Origin of the sequence: Shouchella patagoniensis, assembly GCF_002019705.1 — a bacterium.
In the GTDB taxonomy this organism is placed as follows: domain Bacteria; phylum Bacillota; class Bacilli; order Bacillales; family Bacillaceae_D; genus Shouchella; species Shouchella patagoniensis.
Genome location: NZ_KV917377.1, coordinates 1,396,916 through 1,418,537, shown reverse-complemented (window position 1 = coordinate 1,418,537; position 21,622 = coordinate 1,396,916). Strand labels below are relative to the sequence as shown.

General features: G+C 38.4%; 34 protein-coding genes. 31 read left to right on the top strand and 3 right to left on the bottom strand.

The window, feature by feature from the left end:
- Nucleotides 1-8 precede the first annotated feature (8 nt).
- From BK584_RS07640 to BK584_RS07545, 21 genes are all read left to right on the top strand, one after another.
- Nucleotides 9-566, top strand: a complete 558-nt coding sequence (locus BK584_RS07640) for a host-nuclease inhibitor Gam family protein (RefSeq protein WP_078392053.1) — start codon at nt 9-11, stop codon at nt 564-566.
- A gap of 8 nt (nt 567-574) precedes the next feature.
- Entirely contained in the window at nt 575-1,525 is a 951-nt protein-coding gene (locus BK584_RS07635) for an AAA family ATPase (protein WP_078392052.1), read from the top strand.
- A gap of 15 nt (nt 1,526-1,540) precedes the next feature.
- On the top strand, nt 1,541-1,987 hold the full coding sequence (locus BK584_RS07630) for a DUF669 domain-containing protein (protein WP_078392051.1): 447 nt from the start codon (nt 1,541-1,543) through the stop codon (nt 1,985-1,987).
- Between the two features lie 56 nt (nt 1,988-2,043).
- A complete protein-coding gene (locus BK584_RS07625; protein ID WP_078392050.1) occupies nt 2,044-4,419 on the top strand; it encodes a phage/plasmid primase, P4 family in 2,376 nt (791 codons plus the stop codon).
- A gap of 226 nt (nt 4,420-4,645) precedes the next feature.
- On the top strand, nt 4,646-5,080 hold the full coding sequence (locus BK584_RS07620; RefSeq protein WP_078392049.1) for a hypothetical protein: 435 nt from the start codon (nt 4,646-4,648) through the stop codon (nt 5,078-5,080).
- Nucleotides 5,081-5,082: 2 nt separating this feature from the next.
- Complete coding sequence (locus tag BK584_RS07615; RefSeq protein ID WP_078392048.1) at nt 5,083-5,349, top strand: hypothetical protein; 267 nt, start codon at nt 5,083-5,085, stop codon at nt 5,347-5,349.
- A 4-nt stretch (nt 5,350-5,353) separates the two neighbouring features.
- Complete coding sequence (locus BK584_RS07610) at nt 5,354-5,884, top strand: ERCC4 domain-containing protein (protein ID WP_078392047.1); 531 nt, start codon at nt 5,354-5,356, stop codon at nt 5,882-5,884.
- 11 nt (nt 5,885-5,895) lie between these two features.
- The gene (locus BK584_RS07605; RefSeq protein ID WP_078392046.1) at nt 5,896-6,273 is read left to right on the top strand and encodes a replication terminator protein; all 378 of its coding nucleotides are present in this window, start codon (nt 5,896-5,898) and stop codon (nt 6,271-6,273) included.
- A gap of 34 nt (nt 6,274-6,307) precedes the next feature.
- Nucleotides 6,308-7,015, top strand: coding sequence for a hypothetical protein (locus tag BK584_RS07600; RefSeq protein WP_078392045.1), 708 nt, complete (start codon nt 6,308-6,310; stop codon nt 7,013-7,015).
- Nucleotides 7,016-7,064: 49 nt separating this feature from the next.
- Nucleotides 7,065-7,334 carry a hypothetical protein gene (locus tag BK584_RS07595; protein ID WP_078392044.1) on the top strand — a complete coding sequence of 90 codons (270 nt, stop codon included), beginning with the start codon at nt 7,065-7,067 and terminating at the stop codon, nt 7,332-7,334.
- A 1-nt stretch (nt 7,335) separates the two neighbouring features.
- Nucleotides 7,336-7,530, top strand: a complete 195-nt coding sequence (locus BK584_RS07590) for a hypothetical protein (RefSeq protein WP_078392043.1) — start codon at nt 7,336-7,338, stop codon at nt 7,528-7,530.
- A complete protein-coding gene (locus BK584_RS07585) occupies nt 7,527-7,805 on the top strand; it encodes a DUF3310 domain-containing protein (RefSeq protein WP_078392042.1) in 279 nt (92 codons plus the stop codon). Before BK584_RS07590 ends, BK584_RS07585 begins: the two co-directional genes overlap by 4 nt.
- A 395-nt stretch (nt 7,806-8,200) precedes the next feature.
- The gene (locus tag BK584_RS07580; RefSeq protein WP_078392041.1) at nt 8,201-8,776 is read left to right on the top strand and encodes a DUF1281 family ferredoxin-like fold protein; all 576 of its coding nucleotides are present in this window, start codon (nt 8,201-8,203) and stop codon (nt 8,774-8,776) included.
- Between the two features lie 54 nt (nt 8,777-8,830).
- Complete coding sequence (locus BK584_RS07575; RefSeq protein WP_078392040.1) at nt 8,831-9,028, top strand: hypothetical protein; 198 nt, start codon at nt 8,831-8,833, stop codon at nt 9,026-9,028.
- A gap of 27 nt (nt 9,029-9,055) precedes the next feature.
- On the top strand, nt 9,056-9,448 hold the full coding sequence (locus BK584_RS07570; RefSeq protein ID WP_078392039.1) for a YopX family protein: 393 nt from the start codon (nt 9,056-9,058) through the stop codon (nt 9,446-9,448).
- Nucleotides 9,449-9,474: 26 nt separating this feature from the next.
- Complete coding sequence (locus BK584_RS07565) at nt 9,475-9,855, top strand: YopX family protein (protein WP_078392038.1); 381 nt, start codon at nt 9,475-9,477, stop codon at nt 9,853-9,855.
- A gap of 24 nt (nt 9,856-9,879) precedes the next feature.
- Nucleotides 9,880-10,098, top strand: a complete 219-nt coding sequence (locus BK584_RS07560) for a CpXC domain-containing protein (protein ID WP_078392037.1) — start codon at nt 9,880-9,882, stop codon at nt 10,096-10,098.
- 33 nt (nt 10,099-10,131) lie between these two features.
- A complete protein-coding gene (locus BK584_RS24515; RefSeq protein ID WP_169871118.1) occupies nt 10,132-10,308 on the top strand; it encodes a hypothetical protein in 177 nt (58 codons plus the stop codon).
- A 26-nt stretch (nt 10,309-10,334) separates the two neighbouring features.
- Entirely contained in the window at nt 10,335-10,529 is a 195-nt protein-coding gene (locus tag BK584_RS07555) for a hypothetical protein (protein ID WP_078392036.1), read from the top strand.
- Nucleotides 10,530-10,540: 11 nt separating this feature from the next.
- A complete protein-coding gene (locus BK584_RS07550) occupies nt 10,541-10,828 on the top strand; it encodes a hypothetical protein (protein WP_078392035.1) in 288 nt (95 codons plus the stop codon).
- Between the two features lie 44 nt (nt 10,829-10,872).
- On the top strand, nt 10,873-11,184 hold the full coding sequence (locus BK584_RS07545; protein ID WP_078392034.1) for a YosH family protein: 312 nt from the start codon (nt 10,873-10,875) through the stop codon (nt 11,182-11,184).
- A 24-nt stretch (nt 11,185-11,208) separates the two neighbouring features.
- On the opposite strand, the gene BK584_RS07540 is transcribed toward BK584_RS07545, so the two are convergent.
- On the bottom strand, nt 11,209-11,412 hold the full coding sequence (locus tag BK584_RS07540) for a hypothetical protein (protein WP_078392033.1): 204 nt from the start codon (nt 11,410-11,412) through the stop codon (nt 11,209-11,211).
- Between the two features lie 90 nt (nt 11,413-11,502).
- Between BK584_RS07540 and BK584_RS07535 the strand changes: the two genes are divergently transcribed.
- From BK584_RS07535 to BK584_RS07505, 6 genes are all read left to right on the top strand, one after another.
- A complete protein-coding gene (locus tag BK584_RS07535) occupies nt 11,503-11,748 on the top strand; it encodes a hypothetical protein (protein WP_078392032.1) in 246 nt (81 codons plus the stop codon).
- Nucleotides 11,745-12,137, top strand: coding sequence for a pyrophosphohydrolase domain-containing protein (locus tag BK584_RS07530; protein ID WP_078392031.1), 393 nt, complete (start codon nt 11,745-11,747; stop codon nt 12,135-12,137). Before BK584_RS07535 ends, BK584_RS07530 begins: the two co-directional genes overlap by 4 nt.
- 223 nt (nt 12,138-12,360) lie before the next feature.
- Nucleotides 12,361-12,813 carry an ArpU family phage packaging/lysis transcriptional regulator gene (locus BK584_RS07520; protein WP_078392029.1) on the top strand — a complete coding sequence of 151 codons (453 nt, stop codon included), beginning with the start codon at nt 12,361-12,363 and terminating at the stop codon, nt 12,811-12,813.
- Nucleotides 12,814-13,545: 732 nt separating this feature from the next.
- A complete protein-coding gene (locus tag BK584_RS07515) occupies nt 13,546-14,652 on the top strand; it encodes a GerAB/ArcD/ProY family transporter (protein WP_078392028.1) in 1,107 nt (368 codons plus the stop codon).
- Complete coding sequence (locus BK584_RS07510; protein ID WP_078392027.1) at nt 14,636-16,096, top strand: spore germination protein; 1,461 nt, start codon at nt 14,636-14,638, stop codon at nt 16,094-16,096. The genes BK584_RS07515 and BK584_RS07510 overlap by 17 nt, the downstream gene beginning before the upstream one ends.
- A complete protein-coding gene (locus BK584_RS07505; protein ID WP_078392026.1) occupies nt 16,093-17,277 on the top strand; it encodes a Ger(x)C family spore germination protein in 1,185 nt (394 codons plus the stop codon). Before BK584_RS07510 ends, BK584_RS07505 begins: the two co-directional genes overlap by 4 nt.
- 45 nt (nt 17,278-17,322) lie before the next feature.
- On the opposite strand, the gene BK584_RS07500 is transcribed toward BK584_RS07505, so the two are convergent.
- The gene (locus BK584_RS07500) at nt 17,323-18,255 is read right to left on the bottom strand and encodes a manganese-dependent inorganic pyrophosphatase (protein WP_078392025.1); all 933 of its coding nucleotides are present in this window, start codon (nt 18,253-18,255) and stop codon (nt 17,323-17,325) included.
- A gap of 331 nt (nt 18,256-18,586) precedes the next feature.
- Between BK584_RS07500 and cyoE the strand changes: the two genes are divergently transcribed.
- The 3 genes from cyoE to BK584_RS07485 all read left to right on the top strand — a co-directional run bounded on the left by cyoE (nt 18,587) and on the right by BK584_RS07485 (nt 20,554).
- The gene (gene cyoE, locus BK584_RS07495) at nt 18,587-19,522 is read left to right on the top strand and encodes a heme o synthase (protein WP_078392024.1); all 936 of its coding nucleotides are present in this window, start codon (nt 18,587-18,589) and stop codon (nt 19,520-19,522) included.
- Nucleotides 19,523-19,599: 77 nt separating this feature from the next.
- Nucleotides 19,600-20,097: a CcdC family protein gene (locus BK584_RS07490; RefSeq protein WP_367579286.1), complete on the top strand. Its 498-nt coding sequence runs from the start codon at nt 19,600-19,602 to the stop codon at nt 20,095-20,097.
- 76 nt (nt 20,098-20,173) lie between these two features.
- A complete protein-coding gene (locus BK584_RS07485) occupies nt 20,174-20,554 on the top strand; it encodes a YisL family protein (RefSeq protein ID WP_078392023.1) in 381 nt (126 codons plus the stop codon).
- A 29-nt stretch (nt 20,555-20,583) separates the two neighbouring features.
- Here the strand turns inward: BK584_RS07485 and BK584_RS07480 are convergent, their stop codons facing one another.
- Complete coding sequence (locus BK584_RS07480) at nt 20,584-21,045, bottom strand: DinB family protein (RefSeq protein ID WP_078392022.1); 462 nt, start codon at nt 21,043-21,045, stop codon at nt 20,584-20,586.
- A gap of 87 nt (nt 21,046-21,132) precedes the next feature.
- Here BK584_RS07480 and BK584_RS07475 point away from each other — a divergent pair, with 87 nt between their 5' ends.
- On the top strand, nt 21,133-21,615 hold the full coding sequence (locus tag BK584_RS07475) for a small multi-drug export protein (protein WP_078392021.1): 483 nt from the start codon (nt 21,133-21,135) through the stop codon (nt 21,613-21,615).
- Nucleotides 21,616-21,622: the final 7 nt, after the last annotated feature.

Genomic DNA, 21,622 nt, shown 5'->3' with positions numbered 1-21,622 from the left:
GATTGCAAATGAATGCTTTTCAACAAGCAGAAATTGAAGAGTTGGAAGAACACGAATTAAGTGAAGAAACGAAAGAACGATTCTCCATTAAAGACCAAGAAGGATTGAATTGGGCATTCAGAAAAATGGCCGCCTATCAACAACAGATACAGGACACAAAAGCTATTGCCGCTAGAGAGATTGAACGAGTCACGATGTGGTCGGCAGAAGAAGTGAAGCCTTTAGAAAACTCGATTTCATTCTTTGAATTTCTAATTAAGGAATACCATATGAAGCAATTAGAAGAGAATCCAAAGCAAAAAACATTGAAGTCCCCACATGGGAAATCAAAAAGTATTACTAAGAAACCTGACTTTGTCGCTATGAACCAGGACTCTTTATTAGAACATATTGAAGCTTCAGGTTTAGATACCTTTATTAAAAAAGAAGTCCGTTGGGGAGATTTCAAGAAGACTCTTAATGTAGCTAAGGTAGATGGACAAGCCGTTATTGTCGATGCTCTCGGTCAACGTGTGGAAGGTGTGGAAATGGATCAAGGCGGTACTACTTTTAAAGTTGAAGTGTGAGGTGATCACTGTTGCAAGTAAAAAAGGCAAGACGTGAGAAACAGAAACTAATTGCAGGTTTTATGGGACCAAGTGGAGCAGGTAAGACGTTCAGTGCGCTCATAATGGCGTTTGGAATGATGCGTGAAGCCTACCCACAGCTTAGGGACGAAGAAGTGTGGGAGAAAGTAGGACTGGCTGACACGGAGCACGAAAGATCGCTTCTGTACTTCGGAAGTGACATTGATGAAGATACAAAGGTTGGCGAGTTTCTTCATATAAACTTTGAGCCACCATATACAACAGCGCGATATCAAGAAGCTGTTATGGCATTAAAGCAAGCAGGTGCAGAGATCATTGTGATTGATTCCTTGTCTCATAACTGGCAGGGAGAAGGCGGGATTGTAGAAACTCATGGAGCCATGAGCGGTAACTCGTTTCAGAATTGGGGGAAGTTAGCGCCTCAAACTTCTAGTCTTGTAAAAACGCTCACAAGGAATGATGTTCATATCATTGCAACTCTAAGAACTAAACAAGAATACGCAATGGAGTTGAATGATAAGGGAAAGCAGCAACCAGTCAAGATTGGCACAAAGCCTGTCCAAAAAGATGAAATGGAATATGAGTTCATGCTTAACCTAAACGTTGATATGAATCACATGGCTAAGGCATCAAAGGACAACACCCACTTATTCGGTGAGGAAGAGTTTCAAGTCACAATTAATGATGGTCGCCGCTTGTTTCGTTGGTTGGAGTTGGGTGTGGATGTGAAGGCAGAAGAAGCGAGGTTGAACGCCGAACGTGAAGAAGCAGAGGAAAACGAGCGACAGCAGTTGCTTAGTGAGATCCTTCAAGCTGTGGAAAGCAACGAGGAAAAGCAAAAAGTTTTAGCTGGTCTCGAATTTAAAATGAACGAACAGAAGGTAAGCGATTTTAGCTTGAAAGTAATGAAAAGAGCACACGAGATTTTAACTAACTAATAGGAGTGATTTCTAATGTCAGTATTAAAAGTAGATTATAGCCAGGTAAGCCAGTTCGAAGATTGGGTTAAAGGTGAGTACGAAGCAACAGTTGTAGGTTATGAAATGAAGCAAGCTAAGTCAGGTAGTAACATGGTCATTTTAACTTACGAAGTACGTGATGATGTACCACAACCATCTAATAAAGGACAGAAAATTAACTATGACAATTTCGTAGTATCCGAAAAAAGTATGTGGAGATTCCAAGCGTTATCAATGGCAGTAGGTGTTCCAGAGGGTACAGACTTTGAATCGTTTACTGAATGGGCAAAGTCAATGCAAAACAAACAGGTTCGTTTGATTGTAGGTCTAAGAGAACATAACGGTCGTTACTACCCACAGGTTGATGGATTCAAGTCTCCTGAAGTTGGCAAGCCAGATAGTGGATCAATTGATATTAAGGATGATGACGTACCGTTCTGAGTCGTCAATACATGAGGGGCTTTGTCCCCTCTTCACCCTAAAGGAGAGTCGGTTACATGCAGTATCAATTCAATAATATACCGCAAGAACTGCGCGACTTTCCACAGTGGATTGTATGGCGCAAAGAGGAACGTAAGGGCAAGACAACCAAAGTGCCTTATAAAGCTGATGGATGGCACGCTAAAGCAAATGATAGGCAAGATTGGTCGAGCTTTGATAAAGCTGTTGAAGCGTATGAAACAGGCAAGTTTGACGGAATAGGGTTCATGTTTTCTACTGACGATCCATTCGTTGGTGTCGACTTGGACCATTGTATAGAGGATGGAGCGTATTCAGATGTAGCAAGAGATATTGTGGATCAGTTAGACAGCTACACAGAATTTTCCCCTAGTGGTGATGGTCTTCATATCATCGTAAAAGGTAAGCTGCCACTTAGAGGACCAGGTACAGGTAAGAAAAATGTTGAGCATGGCATTGAAGTTTACAGGCATGGCCGTTACTTCACCTTTACCGGAAACGTTGTGCATCCCACAGGAGTTCAAGAACGTTCTGATGCTCTTAAAGACTTCTGGCAACATTACATGGAAGATAAAACCAAGGAGGTTCCAACGCCTTCACCACCACAACAACGGACTAAAACAAGCGATTTAAGCGAACGTGAGCTATGGGAGAAGATGTTCAACAGCAAGAAGGGTGCTGATATTAAATCACTCTTTGATGGTTACTTAATCAATGATGATCATTCTTCTTCTGACTTAGCACTTTGTAATCATTTAGCCTTCTGGACAGACGCGGACGAAAGCAAGATGGATTCGATGTTTCGAGAGTCCGGCCTAATGCGTGAAAAGTGGGACAGGCAAGCATCATCAGATGGGAGTACATACGGTCAGGTGACAGTGCGTAATGCAGCAAGCACATGTCCTTCAACAATCTCTGACTTTGTACCAAAACAACAAGAGCCATATCAAATATTTTTCCCACAGGCTGATGATGATGAGTTTAAGAAGAAACAACCATTCTTCCGTTTAACCGAGCTAGGAAATGCAGAGCGCATTGTTTATCAACACGGTAAAGATGTTCGTTACTGCGGGGAGCGAGAATGGCTCATATGGGACGGTAAACGGTGGAAAGAAGATAGCAAGAAAGAGATTGAAACAATCACAGCGCGGACATTGCGAGGCATATACAAGGAAGCAGATAAGGCTAGAGAAAATGAAGATAACCCGATGGCTAAGAAGCTATATGATTGGGCGCAAAAGTGTGAGAGGCGTTCAACAAGAATGGCTAGCATAGCTGACAGTAAACCGATGTTGTCAGTTACAAATGAAGAGTTGGACAAGCACCCGTTCAAATTTAATGTAGCGAACGGAGTAGTTGATCTAAAAACAGGAAAGCTCCTGCAGCATGATCGAGACTATCTGTTTACGAAAATATCAGATGTTGAATACAAGAAAGATGCAAAATGTCCGAACTGGCTCAACTTCTTACAAAGCATTTTCCAAGATGATCAAGGCAATGTGGACCATGAGCTAATCCACTTCATGCAAAAGGCAATTGGCTACACGCTCACCGGAGATATAACCGAGCAGCAAATGTTCTTCTTGTTCGGCACCGGACGTAACGGTAAATCCACTTTTATTAATACGATACAGCGAATATTAGGCGCTTACGGTAAGCAAACCAACTCGGATACATTCATCCGTAAGAAGAATGATAGCGGCATTAACAACGATATCGCACGATTGGACAAGGCCCGTTTTGTCTCTGCTGTGGAAAGTGAAGAGGGGCAGCAGCTTAGTGAGAGTTTGGTCAAGCAAATAACAGGTGGGGAAAAGATGACAGCGCGATTCATGCGCCAAGAGTTTTTCGAGTTTACACCGGAGTTTAAGATTTTCTTCACCACAAACCACCCACCTGTCATACGCGGATCAGATGAGGGGATATGGCGAAGAATCTGCCAGATACCATTCAAAGTCACAATCCCTAAGAGTCAAGTTGACAGGCGCTTACCACAGAAGTTAGAAGCTGAAATGCCTGGGATACTTGCTTGGGCGGTGGAAGGCTGCTTGATGTGGCAGAAGGAAGGCCTTGAGCATCCTAAGTCCATCAAACAGGCAACGCAAGCTTACCGTGAAGACATGGATATAATGGGCCCGTTCTTGGACGAAAAGTGTATTGTTGCTGATGCTGCTGAAGTGGAAGCGAAGGAACTGTATAACGAGTACAAAGATTTCTGTTTCAAGAATGGTGAATTCGAATTAAAGAATCGCGCCTTTTATAGACTACTCGAAAGCAGAGGATTTAAAAAGAAAAAGGGAGCGAAAAACAAAACTTACTTTGTCGGTTTGGCTCTTATGAAGAACAATCCAGACTTAAGGGTTATCGAACGGGTTACTGAACAGGTTAGCGAAAAAGACACTTTGAAACTGTGAAAGTACTGTTACATCAATGTTTTTGCTGAATGGGTTACTGAGGGTTATTGAGTTTTCTATGTTAGGTTCTATAAAAAATAAATAAATACTATATAGAGCTTACATGTAGATTTTAAGTAACCCCCGATAACCCGAGGGGTAAAAGCTTAATGTATCAACGGTTTGAGTGGGTTACTGAATTGAAAAGTTTAATAACCCTTTAATAACCCAATTTGAGGTGAAAACCATGCATCCAAAGGAAATTATAGCAAGTTTTCAGAAGTGCGGAGCGGACATAAAGCTTGATGAAACAGGGGTTACGGTGGTTAATGCAAGCAAAGTAAGTGAGCTTACTATTAATTATGCGAAAGAATACAAAGAGAGGATTATTAATCAATTAAAAGGCGATTATTCGGCTAAAAAACACGCTATTTTATCAACAAACGACCAATTAATTGATTGTTTTTTAAATAAACCAGTTAATAATCCTGATTTAATCGTCTCTTTTCTAATTAATAACCCTGATTGCTGTGAATTAATTATTAAAAGAATGAATCTGCTTAAAGAAAATGGCTGGCAGTATGACGAATGCACAGCTAATTATGAAAACGAAGAAACGGACCAGTTGGCAGAACAATTATTCAATCGAGCGATGGCAGGTCGACAAAAGAAGGGGGCGTGATCATGAAGGTACAAATAGAAGGAAATTTATATTTAGAAAGTGACGAAACGCAATTCTATCTAAAAGAATATACAGGCAAGAAAGATAAGAAGACTAACGCCGACCTTTATAAATCGCATGGCTATTTTGGGAAGCCAGAGCAAGCAATTCAGAAATTGTTAAATATCAAAATCGCAAAATCGAAGGCTGAAACATTAGGTGAGTTAGTAAAAGATATTGAGGACGCAAGGCAATTTATCAAAGAAAAGCTAACATCAGATAGGGATTGATTAAATGTCAGCCTTGGGATACAGATACACTCCAAAAGAAGTAGACGAAATTTTGAAAACTCTAACCATCACTGTGGATACTCGTGAAAAAAAGAATCAACACGTAAGAGACTATTTTACTAAAAAAGACATACCGTTTGTTAATCGGACTATGAAAACGGGTGATTACGGGTGTTTTATACCAGCCAATGCAGAACTAGGAATTGCGCGTGACTTATTCGTTGCTGGTTGCGTTGAACGGAAGAACGGGGTAGACGAGCTGGTTGAATCAATTAAAGATCGAACGAGATTTGAAAACGAGTTGATCCGAGCGTCACGCCAGCCATTTACTTTATTGGTTGAGGATGTTGAGGGTTATTCAAAAATATTAAATGGTACGTACCGAAGTCAGTACAAACCTGAATCTTTACTGGGATCGTTAAAAACTTTTGAAGCAAGGTATGACTTCACCACTCATTTCATTAACCCGGTTTACACAGGTAACTACATTTACTACACGCTACATTATATGGCGCGTGAACTTATAAAAAATTAGGAGATGATTTCATGAGTAAGATTGTCGATTTAAATGAATTTGCAAACGGAGCTGTTATTGAGCGTTTCAACATTGAGTTACAAAAGGTTCTTGAAAATATAGCTGATCCTAACACAGATCCTAAGAAAGCACGAAAGCTAACTCTTACTGTAACGCTGAAAGCCGACGGTGAAAGGGACATTGCAAGTGTTGGTATTCAGGCGAAAAGCACACTTTCTCCAGCTAAAGACATTGAAACTAAGATTGTCATCGATCAAGATGGCGCTGGAAAAATCACTGGTAAAGAATTACGTAGTGGAGTTAAAGGGCAAACGTATTTCGATGAAACTGGTGTTTACGAAGATACAGGTGAAAAGATCGTTGATTTCAGAAAACAAAATTCTAAGTAAGTAAAAACAAACAATTAAAAGGAGCTGTTTTGAAATGTTAAAAGAAGCGATGAAATATCTTGTTGGTTTAGGTGAAGTGAAAGAGTTTTTAGTTAGTGGTCAAAATTTTACGGATAAGCCGTTGCATTTAATAGAACAACCAACTGCAAGAGCATTCAATGTACGAAGCTTATCTGGTTTCGTGGAATATCTAAAATCAAATATTGATCAAACAGAACAATTAATTATCCAGGTTGAAGATCCAAGAAATGTAGTTGCATTTAGTTCATTCAATGAAGACAAGAACCGCGATTCCTTTATCAAGGCACATGCATTAACTCCAGACTTCACTTTTGATCGATTCTATGATTCCGAGTCTTTTAACATCAAGCTGCAGTCTTGTTTTGTTAAGAACGATGATCGAGACATTGTTTTAAAAGTAGTCGGCAATATCGCAGAAGAAAACGTAAGCACCTATGGTGATGACGGAGTATCACAATCAGTTGTTGCAAAAACAGGTGTGGCAAATGTGGACAAAGTCATTGTACCGAACCCGGTCATTCTTAAGCCATTTCGTACATTCGTTGAAGTCGAACAACCTGAAAGTGAATTTATCTTCCGAATGAAGAATGGTCCAAGTTGTGCATTATTTGAAGCAGATGGCGGATCTTGGGAATTGAAGGCCATGAAAAATATTAAGGCTTATCTAAAGCAAGCGTTAAAAGAAGAAATTGAGGCAGGGAAATTCTTCGTAATCGCATAATCTGTGGGCAGGTTCATTCCTGCCTTTCTTAATAAAAGGAGGGCTTGCTATGAGGAGCAGATCGAGAGCAGAACGTGAAAAGAGTGAATGGTTGGACGATATGACTTTGCATAATAAACGTAGAGATACTAGGCAATACCGCACTTCCTGTGGGGAGCCGGGGTTACTAATCAAAGATAAAAGCAAATTGGCATTAACCAAAGCTATACAAAACAAAGAAGAACGCGGGTGGGAGTGTGCTGCTCCTATTGCATACAAGGATGATTTCTATTTTGTGAAGATGGTATTTCAAAGACGTCCATTGAAGGAGCAGGTGTGATATGAACAGATCGGACGCGTATTACCATATATCTCTACGACCTAAATATTGGGACGGAGAAAAAGTGGAGGTTTATATAAAAGGGGACAAGAAAAAATTGGTGGCCTTCTTAGCGGATGTTGGGGATTCGTTTTATGTAACGGTTCTCGATGTTAACTCGGTAGGGTACATCTTAGAAACGAAGGTGGCTGAATGACTAATCCCAAAAGACCTTCCCATTACGAATCAAAAATAGACCCACTCACTTACATGAAAGCCAACATGAGCCAAGCAAATTATGAAGGTTTTCTTATTGGAAATGTCATCAAGTATGTGACCCGGTATCCGAAGAAGAACGGATTAGAAGATCTAAAAAAGGCAAGGGATTATTTGGACAAGGCGATTGATTTGTATGAAGAAGGACATATACATGCTTCTAGTGTCGCTAAAGCATTCGGTGTTCCTGTCAAACTACTTGAGGATAAGTCATGATCACCCTGCTGTTCCTTATCCTGTGGGCAGTAATGGCAACTATAGCTATTTTATTCTTTCAAGGTGCGAGTAGACATGAAAAAAATACGAAGGGTGATGAAGTTGAATGAGAGGTCAATTTGATTCATGTTCTTATAACGAATTAACAAGTTGTGTACACGCTCGGATTGAGTGGATTAGAGAGAGTCGTAAGTTTTTAAAAGATCCGGTATCAAGAAATTATCCGCATGTTAGTTCAAAGCAACGTTTAAACGTAGTAATTAATAGTAATGAAATAAAAAGGCTTTTAAAGTATCGAAGAATTTTGAAGAAGAGTAACTTGAGAAATTTTGATTCTGATTATCACCTATCCGGTAAGACAAGTAGTATCCATAAACTGTAGGGGAGTGTTAAGAGTGCCAAATCACATTTCGAATAAATTAAAAGTTATTGGTTTAGAAAAGGAAGTACAAGCAGTAATGGATTTTATAAAGATTGATGAAAAAGGAATTGGGACAATAGATTTCAGTAAAATAACTCCTATTCCTAAATGGATATATGGAGTGTCGCCAGATGTAAAAGGTATTTCACTAGAAGATGAAGAGAAATGGGGCAGTGAAAATACAATTTTGAATTGGCAAAGAAAACATTGGGGAACTAAATGGAATGCTTATTCCCAACCAGATGTACGAAGTTCCGATGACACTGTATTTTTTCAAACTGCTTGGAACGGTGTTGAGAAACTCATTCAAAAAATCGCATGGATCTTTCCTAATGTAGTTATTGAATATAGCTATGCAGATGAAGATTTAGGAAGTAGTAATAACGGTATTTACACTTTCAAAGAAAATGAAATATTAAAAGAAATTGAGTATGAATTTGATTCAAAAGAAGCTTATGAGTTAGCTTTTGAGTTATGTGAAAATGGAAAAATTCCTCCTCATTATAAATTCAATGATGCGTTGGGAACGTATGAATTTGTGGAAGATTAATGCGCGGTATGACCACACAATGCGGCTCCTGCCGCCAAAGGAGGATTTACAAAGATGGGGAAAATGAGTCAGCAACAAATAAACGTAGATTTGTTTGATGAAGTACAAAGGCTAAAGGAAGAAAACGAAAAACTAAAAGCTTTCCGCGACTACTTTGATGAATTGTACGGTGATGGATTAGAAGTAGCTAATTGGCATTTAAACGGCGACTTAGAGCCTTTAGATAATTTCATTGATTCGGCTAAAGAATAGCGGTCTACCGCCAAAGGAGAGGTTAATATGAGAGATATTTTATTCCGTGGTAAAGCAACAATGAGCGAAAAGGAAATGGAAGAATTAAACCTTACGCATTCAAATGGTTGGGTGTATGGAAATCTGATTAAAGATGGAGATTTAACGTTTATTGTCGGTCCTGTAGCAGATTGGGATAGCGAGTATTTAGCGCATGAATGGTGGTTGAAAGTCGATCCTGAAACAGTCGGACAAGCAACAGGCGTATATGACGAAAATGGAGACGAGATCTGGGAAGGTGATGAAGCCACAAGATATGATGGCGAAAAATTCGTAACTGGCAATGTAGTCTATCGAGAAGGGGCGTTCTGGATTGATAACGGCAAGGATGCGATTCCTCTATTCGATGAAATCACGTTAAGCGAAACCCGGAGTTACTAAAAAATAGGTTATTAGGAGGTTTCAAAATGAGGGAGATAAAGTTTCGAGTTTACGGTAAAGAAAATAAATTTATGTATGCGTGGGATGAACTGTTGGCTATGGATAGTTTCAAAGATCATATGCGCTTTGCTGTTGCTGAAGACAGGTATTATTCACCGTTAATGCAATACACCGGACTCAAAGACAAGAACGGTACGGAGATTTATGAGGGGGATTTAATAAAAGTTAATAAACTCTCTTTTGAATCATCTGCACCGCTTCCAGAAATAATGACAGTTACTTATTACGGGGGTATGTTTCAACTTTTTAGAGGTGAAGAATCACTCATGGGACTTCATCTTAACTATTTGGATGATGGTGAGGTTATTGGCAACATCCACCAAAACCCGGAGTTACTAACTAATTAGGCTACCGCCACTAGGAGGATAAGTATGGCTATCAAATTTAAAATTGAATACGAGATTCCGCAAATTAGATTTGTCGAAGTAACCTGCCCTTCTTGTAATCATGAGTTTGATGCAATGGGTAATGGAAACGTTGATGATGGAACAGAAATCCACGATGTTATTGATTTGAAATATGCGATTTTTACTTGCCCTGAATGTGCTAATACTTTTAGAACAAGGGGAGAAGACGTTGAAATTGAGTAATTTTGATACTGCCTATATAGGAGGGGAAACGGAATGGAAGTAAAGGTTGTTCATGAAATTTATTCTAAGGGAGAGCAAATACAAATGTTGCAAGCTCTCTATGAAAATGTAATTTTAACTGGATTCAGAGCGAGAAAATTAGATAGTGAAGGCTCTGCTGTTTCAAAGTGGAGAAGTGTTCTTAGCGAACATTATTATAATGCGAAATAGGCTACTTCTGTATAGGAGGAAGCCTCATGCACATTAACTGGACGAAGGGCGACTACATCATCAATAGCAGAGAAGACCTTCTTAAATGCTCATACATCAAGTTTGAGCTAATCAAGAAGGGTTACTCTATTACTCACGATGATTACGAAATGAACGGTGATCACATTCAAGTGTTTACTAAAGGAGATCATTCAATCTCGTTCAATGAATTAGCTGTATAGGAGGAAGAGGGATGCTTAATTATGAAGAAGAGATCGAGTTAAGATACTTTCAGTTAAGTGGTTTTAAATGGCTAGTACGCAATGAAATAGGTTCTTCTGAGGCATTTAAGAAGAAGCCTGTAAGGAACAAAGGTACGGGATACTCAACTTGGGTAGAGAGAGCTTATCCAATGACACAAGAAGAAATGCGCCGCAGGCAAGCTACCAAGTACGGTCAGTATACTTTCTTAACATGGGACGATGAACCAATTGAAATTAATTCTTTGTTAGATGGTAAATCTGTTTGTGAGTTTGATTAGCGCTCCCCTCTGTGGGGAGTATCACAAATTAGGAGGAATAAAAAATGAGATATTTTGAATTTACTAAACATGAGTATTATGCCTTGATTTCGGTGGACGAAGACCAAGTAATGGTTCCGGATATGACAGTAGATCTAGCTTGTGAGCATGTAGCAATAGAAGTCTATGCCCAAAAAGTAGCTGGCGAATCCGCTATTGAAGTAGCTAGCGAAGCGCCAATTACTCAGATTACAGAAGAGGAAGCCCGGAAGAGATACTTGAAATCAAGTGGCGAGATCCCTCCAGAAGATTTCTTTAAGTTCGAGGATATCGTTTCTCACGGTGAAGTCATCTTAATAGATGGTCATTTAGTTTAATTTATCCCCGCCCTGTGCGGGGCATCACCTTTTCGCTTCTTTTCTCTTAATAAATAACGGAAAAATAAAAGCAAAAAATAGAGCTGAACCTAAGCCGTAAAGAGCGTGTCTAAGCCAGTTGTCAGCAAAGCTGTAATTTCCGCCTTCAATGGCTAAGATTCCTAGAAAACTGCCTGCTGATACGACTATAAATGCTATGAATGCATCAAGCCAACGATTGTGTGTCATGGTACGACCTCCAATTTTTCAGGTTTAATGTTCTGTACCCTTGGAGGATGAATTAAAACGTCTATAGGGGCATCTAAGGAGGAATGAAATTTGCTTGATCAATGGATGAAAGATATGAAGTCAGCAACGCGTGATTGTTTTTATATTTCTGAAAGAAATGATGGTACGCGGGCAGCTCTCATGGTTCATGCAGTAGATGCTAAAGGAGAACTATTCGGAGTAATTTATTACAAGGATGCAATTAGTGGTTATATGGATAGTTTCACCGATAAAAACCTAAGTCGTAAAAATATATACCGTACTATAAAAAGTTGGATCGGGGAGGAAGAAGAATGAACAAACAATACGAACAAGTAGCGGATTTCCAAAGAAAGATGTTGCAGCCAGTGTTACGACAACCGACAAGGTTGGACGAAGATCGTAGAAATGAAAGATATGAATACATGATAGAAGAGCTAGATGAATTCCTTACAGCTTCTGGTGTAGTGGATCAAGCCGATGCAATGATTGATTTAATGTACTTGGCACTTGGAACCATGGTTGAAATGGGCGTTAAACCAGAACAACTATTTAACATCGTCCATGAAGCCAACATGTCCAAATTGTGGGAAGATGGTAAACCACGTTTGAATGAAATGGGTAAGATTATTAAACCACCACATTTTATTGCGCCAGAGCCATTATTATATGAAGAAATTATGAAACAGAAAGAAAATGGTGAGTGATCATGCCCTCCTCTGTAGACAGCAACAAACTCACCGACGAGGAAAAGCGTGTCATTCTTGATTCATTCGGATTCATATCACATTTCTATTTCGAAGCTAAGATGCAACAAGAAAGCGGCTTATCAAAAACCGACTACGAAAAATTAGCTCTAATCAACAACATTAAAGCAAAATGGGCACTTGGTATTGAACTCAACGACTAGCTTTACGATGGGGTGGAGTTATGAAACAGTTAGAACTTCTGGACTTACCAGAACTGGATAAACAAAAAACAAAAGAAGAAGTGGAAGAGGCTTTAAACAAGTATCGTATGTATAAGTATCTTGCATTCGAGGATCGCGAGACAAGCACAACGAGTAGTTGGAAAGAGACTGTAGTAAGTCAAAGTGGAACAACTGATCAGACTGCAAGTGCAGCTATATACAATGCTGACACCAAAGCATATCAAAAACGATATTGCGAAAGAGTCGAAAGGGCAGTTCGTAGGTTGCCACAATATGAACAGTTTCTTGTTGAAAGAAGATACATGGATCGGGAAGCGGATTACATGACAGATCTAAAAATGTATACTCATGCATTCCAACCGCCTATTGGACATAAATTTTATTACAAGCTAAAATGGAAGGCGTTTTATAAACTGGCATTAGCCTTAGATTTAAACGTTACGAAAAACTAGCATTAAATAGGAAGAAAGGCAGTTTATGATTACTGCCCCTTCCACTTAAAAATTGATGTTAAAATTGATGTTATTTTGATGTTGAATGTGCCAATTTTGATCAATTTACATTTCCAAAACCCTTATATATCAAGGCTTTCCCGTTCGTACTCATAACTGGCAGCGTCGAGGTCAGGGGTTCGAGCCCCCTAGGCTCCATTAGGGGAAACTTTCTAATAAGCAATTATAAAAACTTATTTTATTCGAGTGAATGTAAAACTCTTTTCTGCCAAATATTTATCAAAGCTTACTTCTGTCATTAGAAGAACAAAAAGCATGACCGTGAATGTTCACGGTCATGCTTTTTTGCATGTCCAAATCGTTTGGAGTTGAAGTATGTATTTTATATCAGAGGAAAAAGAATGAAATCGTGAAGTAGGTAGCGACACCAAGAAAAAACCACATTATATTTTTTGGTTTATTACTCATAAAATCTCCCCCAATCGAACTGGTTATGTAATCAGGTACCCCTAGAAAACGAATTAAAACATGAGTTGACGGCATGTCATTTAGATAAAGTATTTTTTATAAATAAAGGCGTAACGAAAAGCAGTCTTATCGTTGGATTTCAAAACCTTATTAGTTAGAGATAAAAGCAGACCATTCTAAAATGGCCTGCTGCTTTTTTAGGATCTGTATAAAATAGGCTTCTACTGGAATAGTAACAGTATTACAGATAGGAGTGTAGCTTTCATGAATCGGTCGGTGACAATGGTTCAATTATTTCCAATTATTTTATTGTCTAGTGGTTTAATGAATCATGTCATTATGATGCCAATTGTACTCCAGTATGGAGAGCGTGATTCTTGGATAGGTGTTCTTTTATCGGCTCTTTATTTAATCGTTTTAGTTCCGATTATTACTTTTGTTAGTCGAAGAACAAAACAACAACATGTTGTCCAGTTTGTAAAAGAACGAAGTTCATTCATTAGCTGGAGGCTATTTCAAGCTCTTTTATTTATTTATTTAACCATTTTTAGTTATGTAACTTTATTTAGTACGGTTACGTGGACAACAAGTACATATTTAACATTAACACCAAATGCCATTTTAGCTTTACCATACTTACTTTTATGTGCAATTGCGGCTTATTACGGAATTCGAACGATTGCGTTTACAGCTGGGATTTTATTGCCAATCGTTGTTGGCTTTGGATTTTTAGTGGCTGCAGGAAATTTAAAAGAGAAAGATTATAGCTTGCTCTTACCAATTTTTGAACATGGCTATTCTGAAACATTTCTATCTTCTTACCTCGTGTTATGCGGTTTTACAGAATTAATTTTTCTTTTATTGATTCAACAGCATAGCTCTACTAAATTAAAAAAAAGCCATTTGTATACCGTTGGTTTCTTGTTGTTTGGACTTGCCTTAGGACCTTTAGTTGGTGCGATAACGATTTTTGGAATTGAAGAAGCTCAAAGAATGAAATATCCTGCTTTTTCACAATGGAGAGTATTGGAATTAGGTGAATATTTAACAAGGCTAGATTTCTTTTCAATTTTCCAATGGTTAGCAGGTGCATTTACACGACAAGCGATTGCTTTATATGTAGTTGTTGATATGCTGCAAATTAAATCAAAGAAAGGAAGGATAGCGATCATATTCATCCTCTCTTTCCTATTATGGCTAACGGTCTTTATCCCGTTTGATGAGCCAGTTTTTGTCGTGATGCTAACAAATGTGTATATGACCTTTTCGTTTGTTGTAGCTGTGATTATTCTTGTGTGGTTGCTAGTTGCTAGTCTGAGAAAAAAGAAGCGTTCAAAAAGGGGGAGTGTAAAAAATGGAGCAGCACAATAAATGGGCTTATCACAATTTCATAGCGGAATTTGGTGTGAGCAGTGATGTTGTGCTGCAAACATACTATTTTGATCAGAATGAAACGAAAAAGATGTACTTAATATACTGTAGGACGATTGTTGATGTTAAAACGTTGCAAAAAGATGTTATTTCAAGTATTCAAGAAATGGTTGAAGAGCATGGATATTCAATATTAGCTGATGAAGGGCAAGTAGGAAGGGTTCAATTAGAAATGATCGAAAAGAGTTCTAGTTGGAGCGATGTAGCTACTGATCTTTACTCTGGTGCTGTTTATTTCTTAGTTGAAGCATTTGACCAATTATATAAGATCATGTTGCCTGATTATCCAAAGCGACTTCCGGAGGAATCAAATACTGAAATTTCCTTTCGTGGTCCAAGGGATGGATTTACAGAAGATATAAGTGAAAATATAGCATTAGTAAGAAAACGTTTAAAAACGAAAACACTTATTAATGAAAGTATTACAAAAGGAGAAAGAGGAAAAACAGAACTCTCCTTGCTTTACATGAAAGATATTGCGAGACCAAAAGTAGTGGATGAAGCGCGGAAATGTCTAGAAGAAATTGATACAGATGCAGTTTTAAGTATTACTGAAATTGAGGAGAGATTAACAAATACAAAGTTCGCTTTTTTTCCACTTACTGTATTTTCAAGTAGACCAGATTTTGTTGCTGCTTGTTTGACAAGCGGTCGATTTGCTGTACTGGCTGATGGTTCTCCTGGAGCGATAATTGCACCAGCAAATTTAGCTTTTTTGTTTAAGACAGCAGAGGATCTTCATAATTCAGCTATTTTCGTCGCTTTTCAGCGGTTGTTACGGTTTAGTGGTCTTGTTCTTGCATTACTCTTACCTGGTTTTTGGATTGCTTTAAATGCATATCATGTTGATCAATTACCGTTGCCGTTCCTTGCAACCATTTATATATCAAGGTTAGGTTTACCGATGTCATCAGTGCTTGAAATTTTTATTATGATTGCATTGTTTGAATTGTTTAGAGAAGCAGGGACAACATTACCGAAGGGAGTTGGTCAAACATTAGCTGTAGTTGGAGGTTTAATTATTGGGGATGCTGCGATTCGCGCAGGGTTGACTTCACCGACAATGCTTGTTGTTGTGGGACTAACGGTAGTCTCTACTTTTGCAATTACGAGCCAAGTGCTTTCAGGGACCGTTTCTATTATACGAATTTATGTATTAATTTTGTCTGCGTTTTTGGGCATGTTTGGATTTTGCATCGGTATGATCTCAATCATTTTGTATCTTGCTCATTTAGAATCATTTGGTTTGCCTTATTTATCTCCAGTAGCTCCATTTGATCGTAAAGATTTCGTATCTTCAATGCTTGCAAAGCCTTGGATTACAAGAAAGAAACGGAGTCATAGTCTTCGTCCCATTGATGCTACCAGGAGGCGAGGTGAATGAAGAAATGGATCCTGAGTATTCTTTTGTCCTTCTTCATGTTAACAGGCTGCTGGGATATGCTCGACACTCAAGATATTCAATATATAACGGCAATTGGGATTGATTATGAAGACGGCGAGTATATCGTGTACGTACAATCCTTAAATTTTGGTCATTTATCAGTTATTGATACGTCAAATAGTTCAAATGAGAATCCTGGTGCGTGGGTCGGTAAAGCGAAAGGAGAAACAATCCTTCTAGCCTTAGATAATCTCTATCCTAAAACAAATCAAGAAGTACATTGGGGTCATGTCAATGCCATTGTTTATAGCGAAAATGTACTTGATTTTGCTCCTCTCATTGAAATTAATGAAGCGTTGTACCGCTATCAACAAATTCGAGTAACGCCATGGGTTTTTGCTACGAATGATAATATTTCTGACATATTGTTAGTCACAAATATGTTTGGAGACTCAGTCCATACTGAGCTTTTTGACCCAGACTCCATCTTTAAAGAGCGGTCTTATATAGAACCAATCGCTTTAAATCAATTAATGAGAGACTACCCAGAATTTGGAAGATCGGTCAAACTACCGAATATCGATCTCGTTCAAAATGAATGGCATAGCAGTAATGGGAAAACCAATAACGCATTAAATTTAAACGGTGCCTATATTCTGAAGGGTGGAAAAAAACCAGTTTATTATAATGAGAATGAACTGAGTGGTTTACGTTGGTTAAAATCAAAGACCAGTGAAACCCCATTGCTCATCAAAGAAAATGGGAAGAAAATTGCCTTATTGAATATTATAAGGCCAGAAGCACATATTGCATCGGAGGTTGACGGAACTCAGGTTTATTATGATGTGAAAATTAAGGGGACTGCCGCTTTGCAGGATTTCCCTCCTAGCCATGAGTTAGGCGCTTCAAAAAAAATCAATGAGCTAACTCAATTGTTGGGAGAGGAAATGGAGGAACAAATCCGTGCCACTTATCTTTTGGGCTTAAAGTCTGATAAAGATGTGTACGATTTAGAAAATATCTTCTATCGACAACATGTAAAAGCGTACAAATCATTACCCAGTCCATTTCAACTTAATGAAACATCCTTACGTTCAATAAAAGTGGATATACAGATTGGACATACGGGTGAATATGAGTTCTATCGTGATCGGGTTCCTAGAAGTGAACAAGGGAAATAATCAAAGAAACTGCACCCATTAGGTGCAGTTTCTTAATAGGATTGATTACTTCTGTAAAAATGCCTCTGTAAGAGGGGGAACTACTTGTTTCTTTCTTGAAACGACACCTGGCAACTCTGCAACATGATTGTTAAGTGTAGTGTTGAATGCTTTATCAAATGCTTGAGTATGCGTACCAAGAACAAGGGCAGTTGAATTATTTTCAAGAATATCCGTAATTACAAAGACAAACAAGTCAAGTTCTTTAGAAGCAATTGTTGTTTGAATTGCACCTTCTAGTTCTTCTTTTCTTGAAAGAATGTCATTGATATCGACGGTATTCACTTGGGCAATTTCAACTGAATATTCACCCATAGAGAATTCTTTTGCATCAATAATTAAAAGTTGTTCTGACGTTTTCTCTGAAATATCTGCTCCCGCTTTTAACATATTTAAGCCATATTCATGAGCGTCAATGCCAGCAATTTCTGCGAGTTCGCTTGCAGCTTTACGATCTTCTTCAGTGCAAGTTGGAGATTTAAACAAAAGAGAATCAGAGATAATAGCGGACAACATAAGACCAGCAATGTTTTTTGGAATCTCTAGATCATGCTCATTATAGATTTTTTTAATGATTGTCGCTGTACATCCCACTGGTTCGGCGCGGTAATAAACTGGGTCTGCCGTTTCGAAGTTTGCAATACGATGGTGGTCAATGACTTCCACTACTTGAACTTCTTCAATATCGCTGACACTTTGTTGCCGTTCATTATGGTCGACAAGAATGACTTGATTTACTTCATTCGATGCTTTCTCAATGAGGCGAGGTATTTCTGCATGAAATGTTTCAAGTGCGTAGGCCGTTTCTCCATTTACTTCGCCGAGCCTTACTGGTTCTGTATCATAACCTAACTGTTTTTTTAGGTCAGCATAAGCAATAGCTGAACAGATTGTATCTGTATCAGGGTTTTTGTGTCCAAAAATAAGCGTTTTAGTCATAATGGAAGTCTCCTTTTACAAAATATTGATTGTCCGCTCTATCATAGCATGATTAGGCGTATGACTTGAAGGGTTTCTCATCTCCATTGTTTTTGTGATTTGTATAAATTATGACGGAAGCGATTTCAAGCTTTGCATCAGCTAACAAAAAGCGTATAATAATAGAAGTGTGCTATAAAAGGACGGGCTCTGTTCAATCTTTTGCCATAACTTCGTGACATTGATACGACAGATTGCCGCATAAGTCCAGAATTTAAACGATTGTGATAAACTAAACATAGTTTGTATAAAAGTATAATTAATTATATAGATAGGGGGGAAGAGGGGATATATGAGAACGGTAAAAATAGAAAAAAACATCCAAAACACCTCTCTTGCTGCGCCTAAGCAGGCATTTTCGCAAGTGTTATCAGAGACATTAAAAACCGGTATTATTAAATCCAATTTACTAGCTATGGTTGCTGGTTTAAGTTTAGCTATGTATATTACTGGAATATCTTTTGGCGATAAAGTAGCGGAAATTATTTTAGCTGTGATTGGTTCAACATTTGTTATCGGAGCAGCTGGAGCATTTAATAACTTATATGATCGTGATATTGATGCGATTATGGATCGGACAAAAAATCGCCCAACCGTTACAGGAAGAATGCAACCTAAAAATGCACTTATCCTTGGAATAGCTCTTTCATTTATGGGATTGTTGTTGTTAGCTGCTGCTACACCCCTTGCTGCTTTATTTGGTTTTCTAGGATTGTTTTTATACGTTGTTCCTTATACGATGTGGTCAAAACGCCGCACGATTTATAATACGGAAATTGGAAGCATCAGTGGAGCCGTACCACCGTTAATTGGATGGGCTGCTATTTCAGCTGATCTGCTGCATCCAGCGATTATTGGTCTTTTTGTTGTGATGGTTATTTGGCAAATGCCACACTTTTATGCGATTGCGATTCGTCGTCATGATGAATATAAAGCAGCAAATGTTCCAATGCTACCTGTTGTAAAAGGGTTTAAACGGACATATATGCAAACAAACGTCTATTTAGTGGTACTTGTTGCATCAAGTTTTCTGTTTGTATCATTTAGCTGGATTATTACGTCAGTGGCATTAGTGTTAGCAATCGCATGGCTTGCATTGAGCGTAATTGGCTACAGACGAATGGAACCTAAGAAATGGGCTACGTTAATGTTTGTTTTCTCATTAAACCACTTAGTCATTTTATTTACAGCCATTATCGGATACTCGTTGCTTGCGCCATTGTTTTAACTTATTAAGGTGTCTTGCTGTTACATGCAAGGCACCTGTTTTTATGTTTACATTACGTTTGGAAAGGGGAATGAATCTTGGAGGAGACTCATTGGTTACTCGTTGTAATACCAATTATTATGGCGGTTCTCATGGGAAGCGCAGCCCTTGTGATTCGCATGAAGGCTTCTAAAAAGCCAACCTCGGCGCGCAGAATCATGATTCCACCACTTGCAATGTCTACTGGTTTTCTTATGTTCCTCTATGAACCAACTAGGCCATCAACATTTCATATTGGAGAAGCGTTGCTCGTAGGCTTGTTGTTTTCCACCGTGTTGATTTATACATCTAAATTCGAACGTCGAGATGGAGACATTTATTTAAAACGATCGAAAGCGTTTGCTTATATTTTAGCCGCGCTCCTTATTATTCGAATCGTGTTGCGACTCATTGTTGGACAAGAAATAAACCCAGCAGAATTATCTGGAATGTTTTTCTTGCTCGCATTTGGCATGCTCTTGCCATGGAGAGTGGCAATGCTTATTCGTTATTTTAAATTAAGACGCTCTATTGATGATGTATCATCGACGGTTTAGGTGTTTAAATAGCATTTTTTGTAAGGATTCTGTATAATAAGGATAGAAAAAATGAATTGAAAGGAGGTCAAATGTAATGGAATCAGACGGTTTTTTTATCGAATATTTCTCGATTTTTAGAGGGATTCATGAAGGTTCATGGGCGTTCCTAGCTGTTTTATTTATCATCGCGTACTTTTTATATCGTGGTCGCAAACTGAAAGCTGGAACGATCTTACATATGATTGCTAGATTGTTTTACATTTTAATGCTTGTATCTGGAGTAGGGATGTTAGTTGCCTGGGAGTTTCCATTGATGTACGTTGTCAAAGGGTTGCTAGCTGTTCTTTTAATTGCGTTTATGGAAGTGGCGACAGGTAAAGCGAAACGAAATGAAAACAGCCTAGGCTCGCTGTTTATTGTTTTTTTATTGCTTCTTGTTGTTGTTTTAATGGGTTTCGGCGTTATTCGCTTTTAAGTAAAAAAAGCATGCACTGCATGCTTTTTTTATTGCTTATTAAAGACAGTGTTGTAATGAAGAAGAGTTCGGTAATGCATCCCTTCATGGAAAGCGATAAAACTGAGTAGTTCGTCAACGGTTTGGAAAGATTGGTTATAAAGTGTAAAGGCTGTTGTTGGTCCAGCGCCGCCTTCGGTGTTAATAAGTGTGTGAATGGCTTGTTGTTGTGCCATTGATGTTTTTTGAAGTTCAGAAATTGAGGGCACTTGATCTGTCCATTGCTTTGGACTAGATCCTTTCGCGAATGGGTGATAAAACGCTTTTGGAACCGTCTTTTGATATGCTGGAGCATGGCTAAGGACATGTTCAGCAATGACAAGAATGTGACCATAGTTCCATTGAATCGAATTTTTAAATCCAGCTGGAATAATATCAATATAGTCTGCAGAAGTGTTCTCGACAATTTGTTCATTAGCAAATCTAGCAAATGTAAAAGCTTTATATGTCATTAAAACAGCTCCATTCTTAAACGATTTCGTTCAGTATAATTGAAAATACATAACGTTGCATTAATTAATAGATTGTGGAGGATACATATGGAAGGAATAAGTCTGTCGTTACTCATTGTTGTATTTATAGGGGCATTCATTCCGTTAGTTGAATACTTAATAGCGGTCCCTGTTGGTGTCATTTTAATGGATCAACCGGTTATACCAGTAGTTATGGTTGCCATTTTAGGAAATACGATTGGTGTTATATTACTTGTATTATTAGGTGAAAAAATTCGCACATGGTTGATAAACCGTCGTAAGAGACAAGGGCTTCCAGAGAAAGAAAATAAACGTCAAGAACGAACAAAGCGTTATTTAGAAAAGTATGGTATGCCTGGTGTCGGTATTCTCGGTTCTTTTTTGTTAAGTAGCCATTTGTCAGCAGCAACTGCTGTAGCGCTTGGTGTTTCAAAAGGGTATGCAATCTTTTGGACGGTTATTGGTGTTGTCATTTGGTCAATTGTTTTTGGAATTGCTTCTGTATATGCAAGCCACTGGTTTGAACCATTATTAGGAAATGTAGATTGATAAGAGC

Coding starts and splice junctions, on each gene's coding strand:
- BK584_RS07640 (WP_078392053.1), top strand. CDS start 9: ATGAATGCTTTTCAACAAGCAGAAATTGAAGAGTTGGAAGAACACGAA.
- BK584_RS07630 (WP_078392051.1), top strand. CDS start 1,541: ATGTCAGTATTAAAAGTAGATTATAGCCAGGTAAGCCAGTTCGAAGAT.
- BK584_RS07625 (WP_078392050.1), top strand. CDS start 2,044: ATGCAGTATCAATTCAATAATATACCGCAAGAACTGCGCGACTTTCCA.
- BK584_RS07620 (WP_078392049.1), top strand. CDS start 4,646: ATGCATCCAAAGGAAATTATAGCAAGTTTTCAGAAGTGCGGAGCGGAC.
- BK584_RS07615 (WP_078392048.1), top strand. CDS start 5,083: ATGAAGGTACAAATAGAAGGAAATTTATATTTAGAAAGTGACGAAACG.
- BK584_RS07610 (WP_078392047.1), top strand. CDS start 5,354: ATGTCAGCCTTGGGATACAGATACACTCCAAAAGAAGTAGACGAAATT.
- BK584_RS07605 (WP_078392046.1), top strand. CDS start 5,896: ATGAGTAAGATTGTCGATTTAAATGAATTTGCAAACGGAGCTGTTATT.
- BK584_RS07600 (WP_078392045.1), top strand. CDS start 6,308: ATGTTAAAAGAAGCGATGAAATATCTTGTTGGTTTAGGTGAAGTGAAA.
- BK584_RS07595 (WP_078392044.1), top strand. CDS start 7,065: ATGAGGAGCAGATCGAGAGCAGAACGTGAAAAGAGTGAATGGTTGGAC.
- BK584_RS07590 (WP_078392043.1), top strand. CDS start 7,336: ATGAACAGATCGGACGCGTATTACCATATATCTCTACGACCTAAATAT.
- BK584_RS07585 (WP_078392042.1), top strand. CDS start 7,527: ATGACTAATCCCAAAAGACCTTCCCATTACGAATCAAAAATAGACCCA.
- BK584_RS07575 (WP_078392040.1), top strand. CDS start 8,831: ATGGGGAAAATGAGTCAGCAACAAATAAACGTAGATTTGTTTGATGAA.
- BK584_RS07570 (WP_078392039.1), top strand. CDS start 9,056: ATGAGAGATATTTTATTCCGTGGTAAAGCAACAATGAGCGAAAAGGAA.
- BK584_RS07565 (WP_078392038.1), top strand. CDS start 9,475: ATGAGGGAGATAAAGTTTCGAGTTTACGGTAAAGAAAATAAATTTATG.
- BK584_RS07560 (WP_078392037.1), top strand. CDS start 9,880: ATGGCTATCAAATTTAAAATTGAATACGAGATTCCGCAAATTAGATTT.
- BK584_RS24515 (WP_169871118.1), top strand. CDS start 10,132: ATGGAAGTAAAGGTTGTTCATGAAATTTATTCTAAGGGAGAGCAAATA.
- BK584_RS07555 (WP_078392036.1), top strand. CDS start 10,335: ATGCACATTAACTGGACGAAGGGCGACTACATCATCAATAGCAGAGAA.
- BK584_RS07550 (WP_078392035.1), top strand. CDS start 10,541: ATGCTTAATTATGAAGAAGAGATCGAGTTAAGATACTTTCAGTTAAGT.
- BK584_RS07545 (WP_078392034.1), top strand. CDS start 10,873: ATGAGATATTTTGAATTTACTAAACATGAGTATTATGCCTTGATTTCG.
- BK584_RS07540 (WP_078392033.1), bottom strand. CDS start 11,412: ATGACACACAATCGTTGGCTTGATGCATTCATAGCATTTATAGTCGTA.
- BK584_RS07530 (WP_078392031.1), top strand. CDS start 11,745: ATGAACAAACAATACGAACAAGTAGCGGATTTCCAAAGAAAGATGTTG.
- BK584_RS07520 (WP_078392029.1), top strand. CDS start 12,361: ATGAAACAGTTAGAACTTCTGGACTTACCAGAACTGGATAAACAAAAA.
- BK584_RS07515 (WP_078392028.1), top strand. CDS start 13,546: ATGAATCGGTCGGTGACAATGGTTCAATTATTTCCAATTATTTTATTG.
- BK584_RS07510 (WP_078392027.1), top strand. CDS start 14,636: ATGGAGCAGCACAATAAATGGGCTTATCACAATTTCATAGCGGAATTT.
- BK584_RS07505 (WP_078392026.1), top strand. CDS start 16,093: ATGAAGAAATGGATCCTGAGTATTCTTTTGTCCTTCTTCATGTTAACA.
- BK584_RS07500 (WP_078392025.1), bottom strand. CDS start 18,255: ATGACTAAAACGCTTATTTTTGGACACAAAAACCCTGATACAGATACA.
- cyoE (WP_078392024.1), top strand. CDS start 18,587: ATGAGAACGGTAAAAATAGAAAAAAACATCCAAAACACCTCTCTTGCT.
- BK584_RS07485 (WP_078392023.1), top strand. CDS start 20,174: ATGGAATCAGACGGTTTTTTTATCGAATATTTCTCGATTTTTAGAGGG.
- BK584_RS07480 (WP_078392022.1), bottom strand. CDS start 21,045: ATGACATATAAAGCTTTTACATTTGCTAGATTTGCTAATGAACAAATT.
- BK584_RS07475 (WP_078392021.1), top strand. CDS start 21,133: ATGGAAGGAATAAGTCTGTCGTTACTCATTGTTGTATTTATAGGGGCA.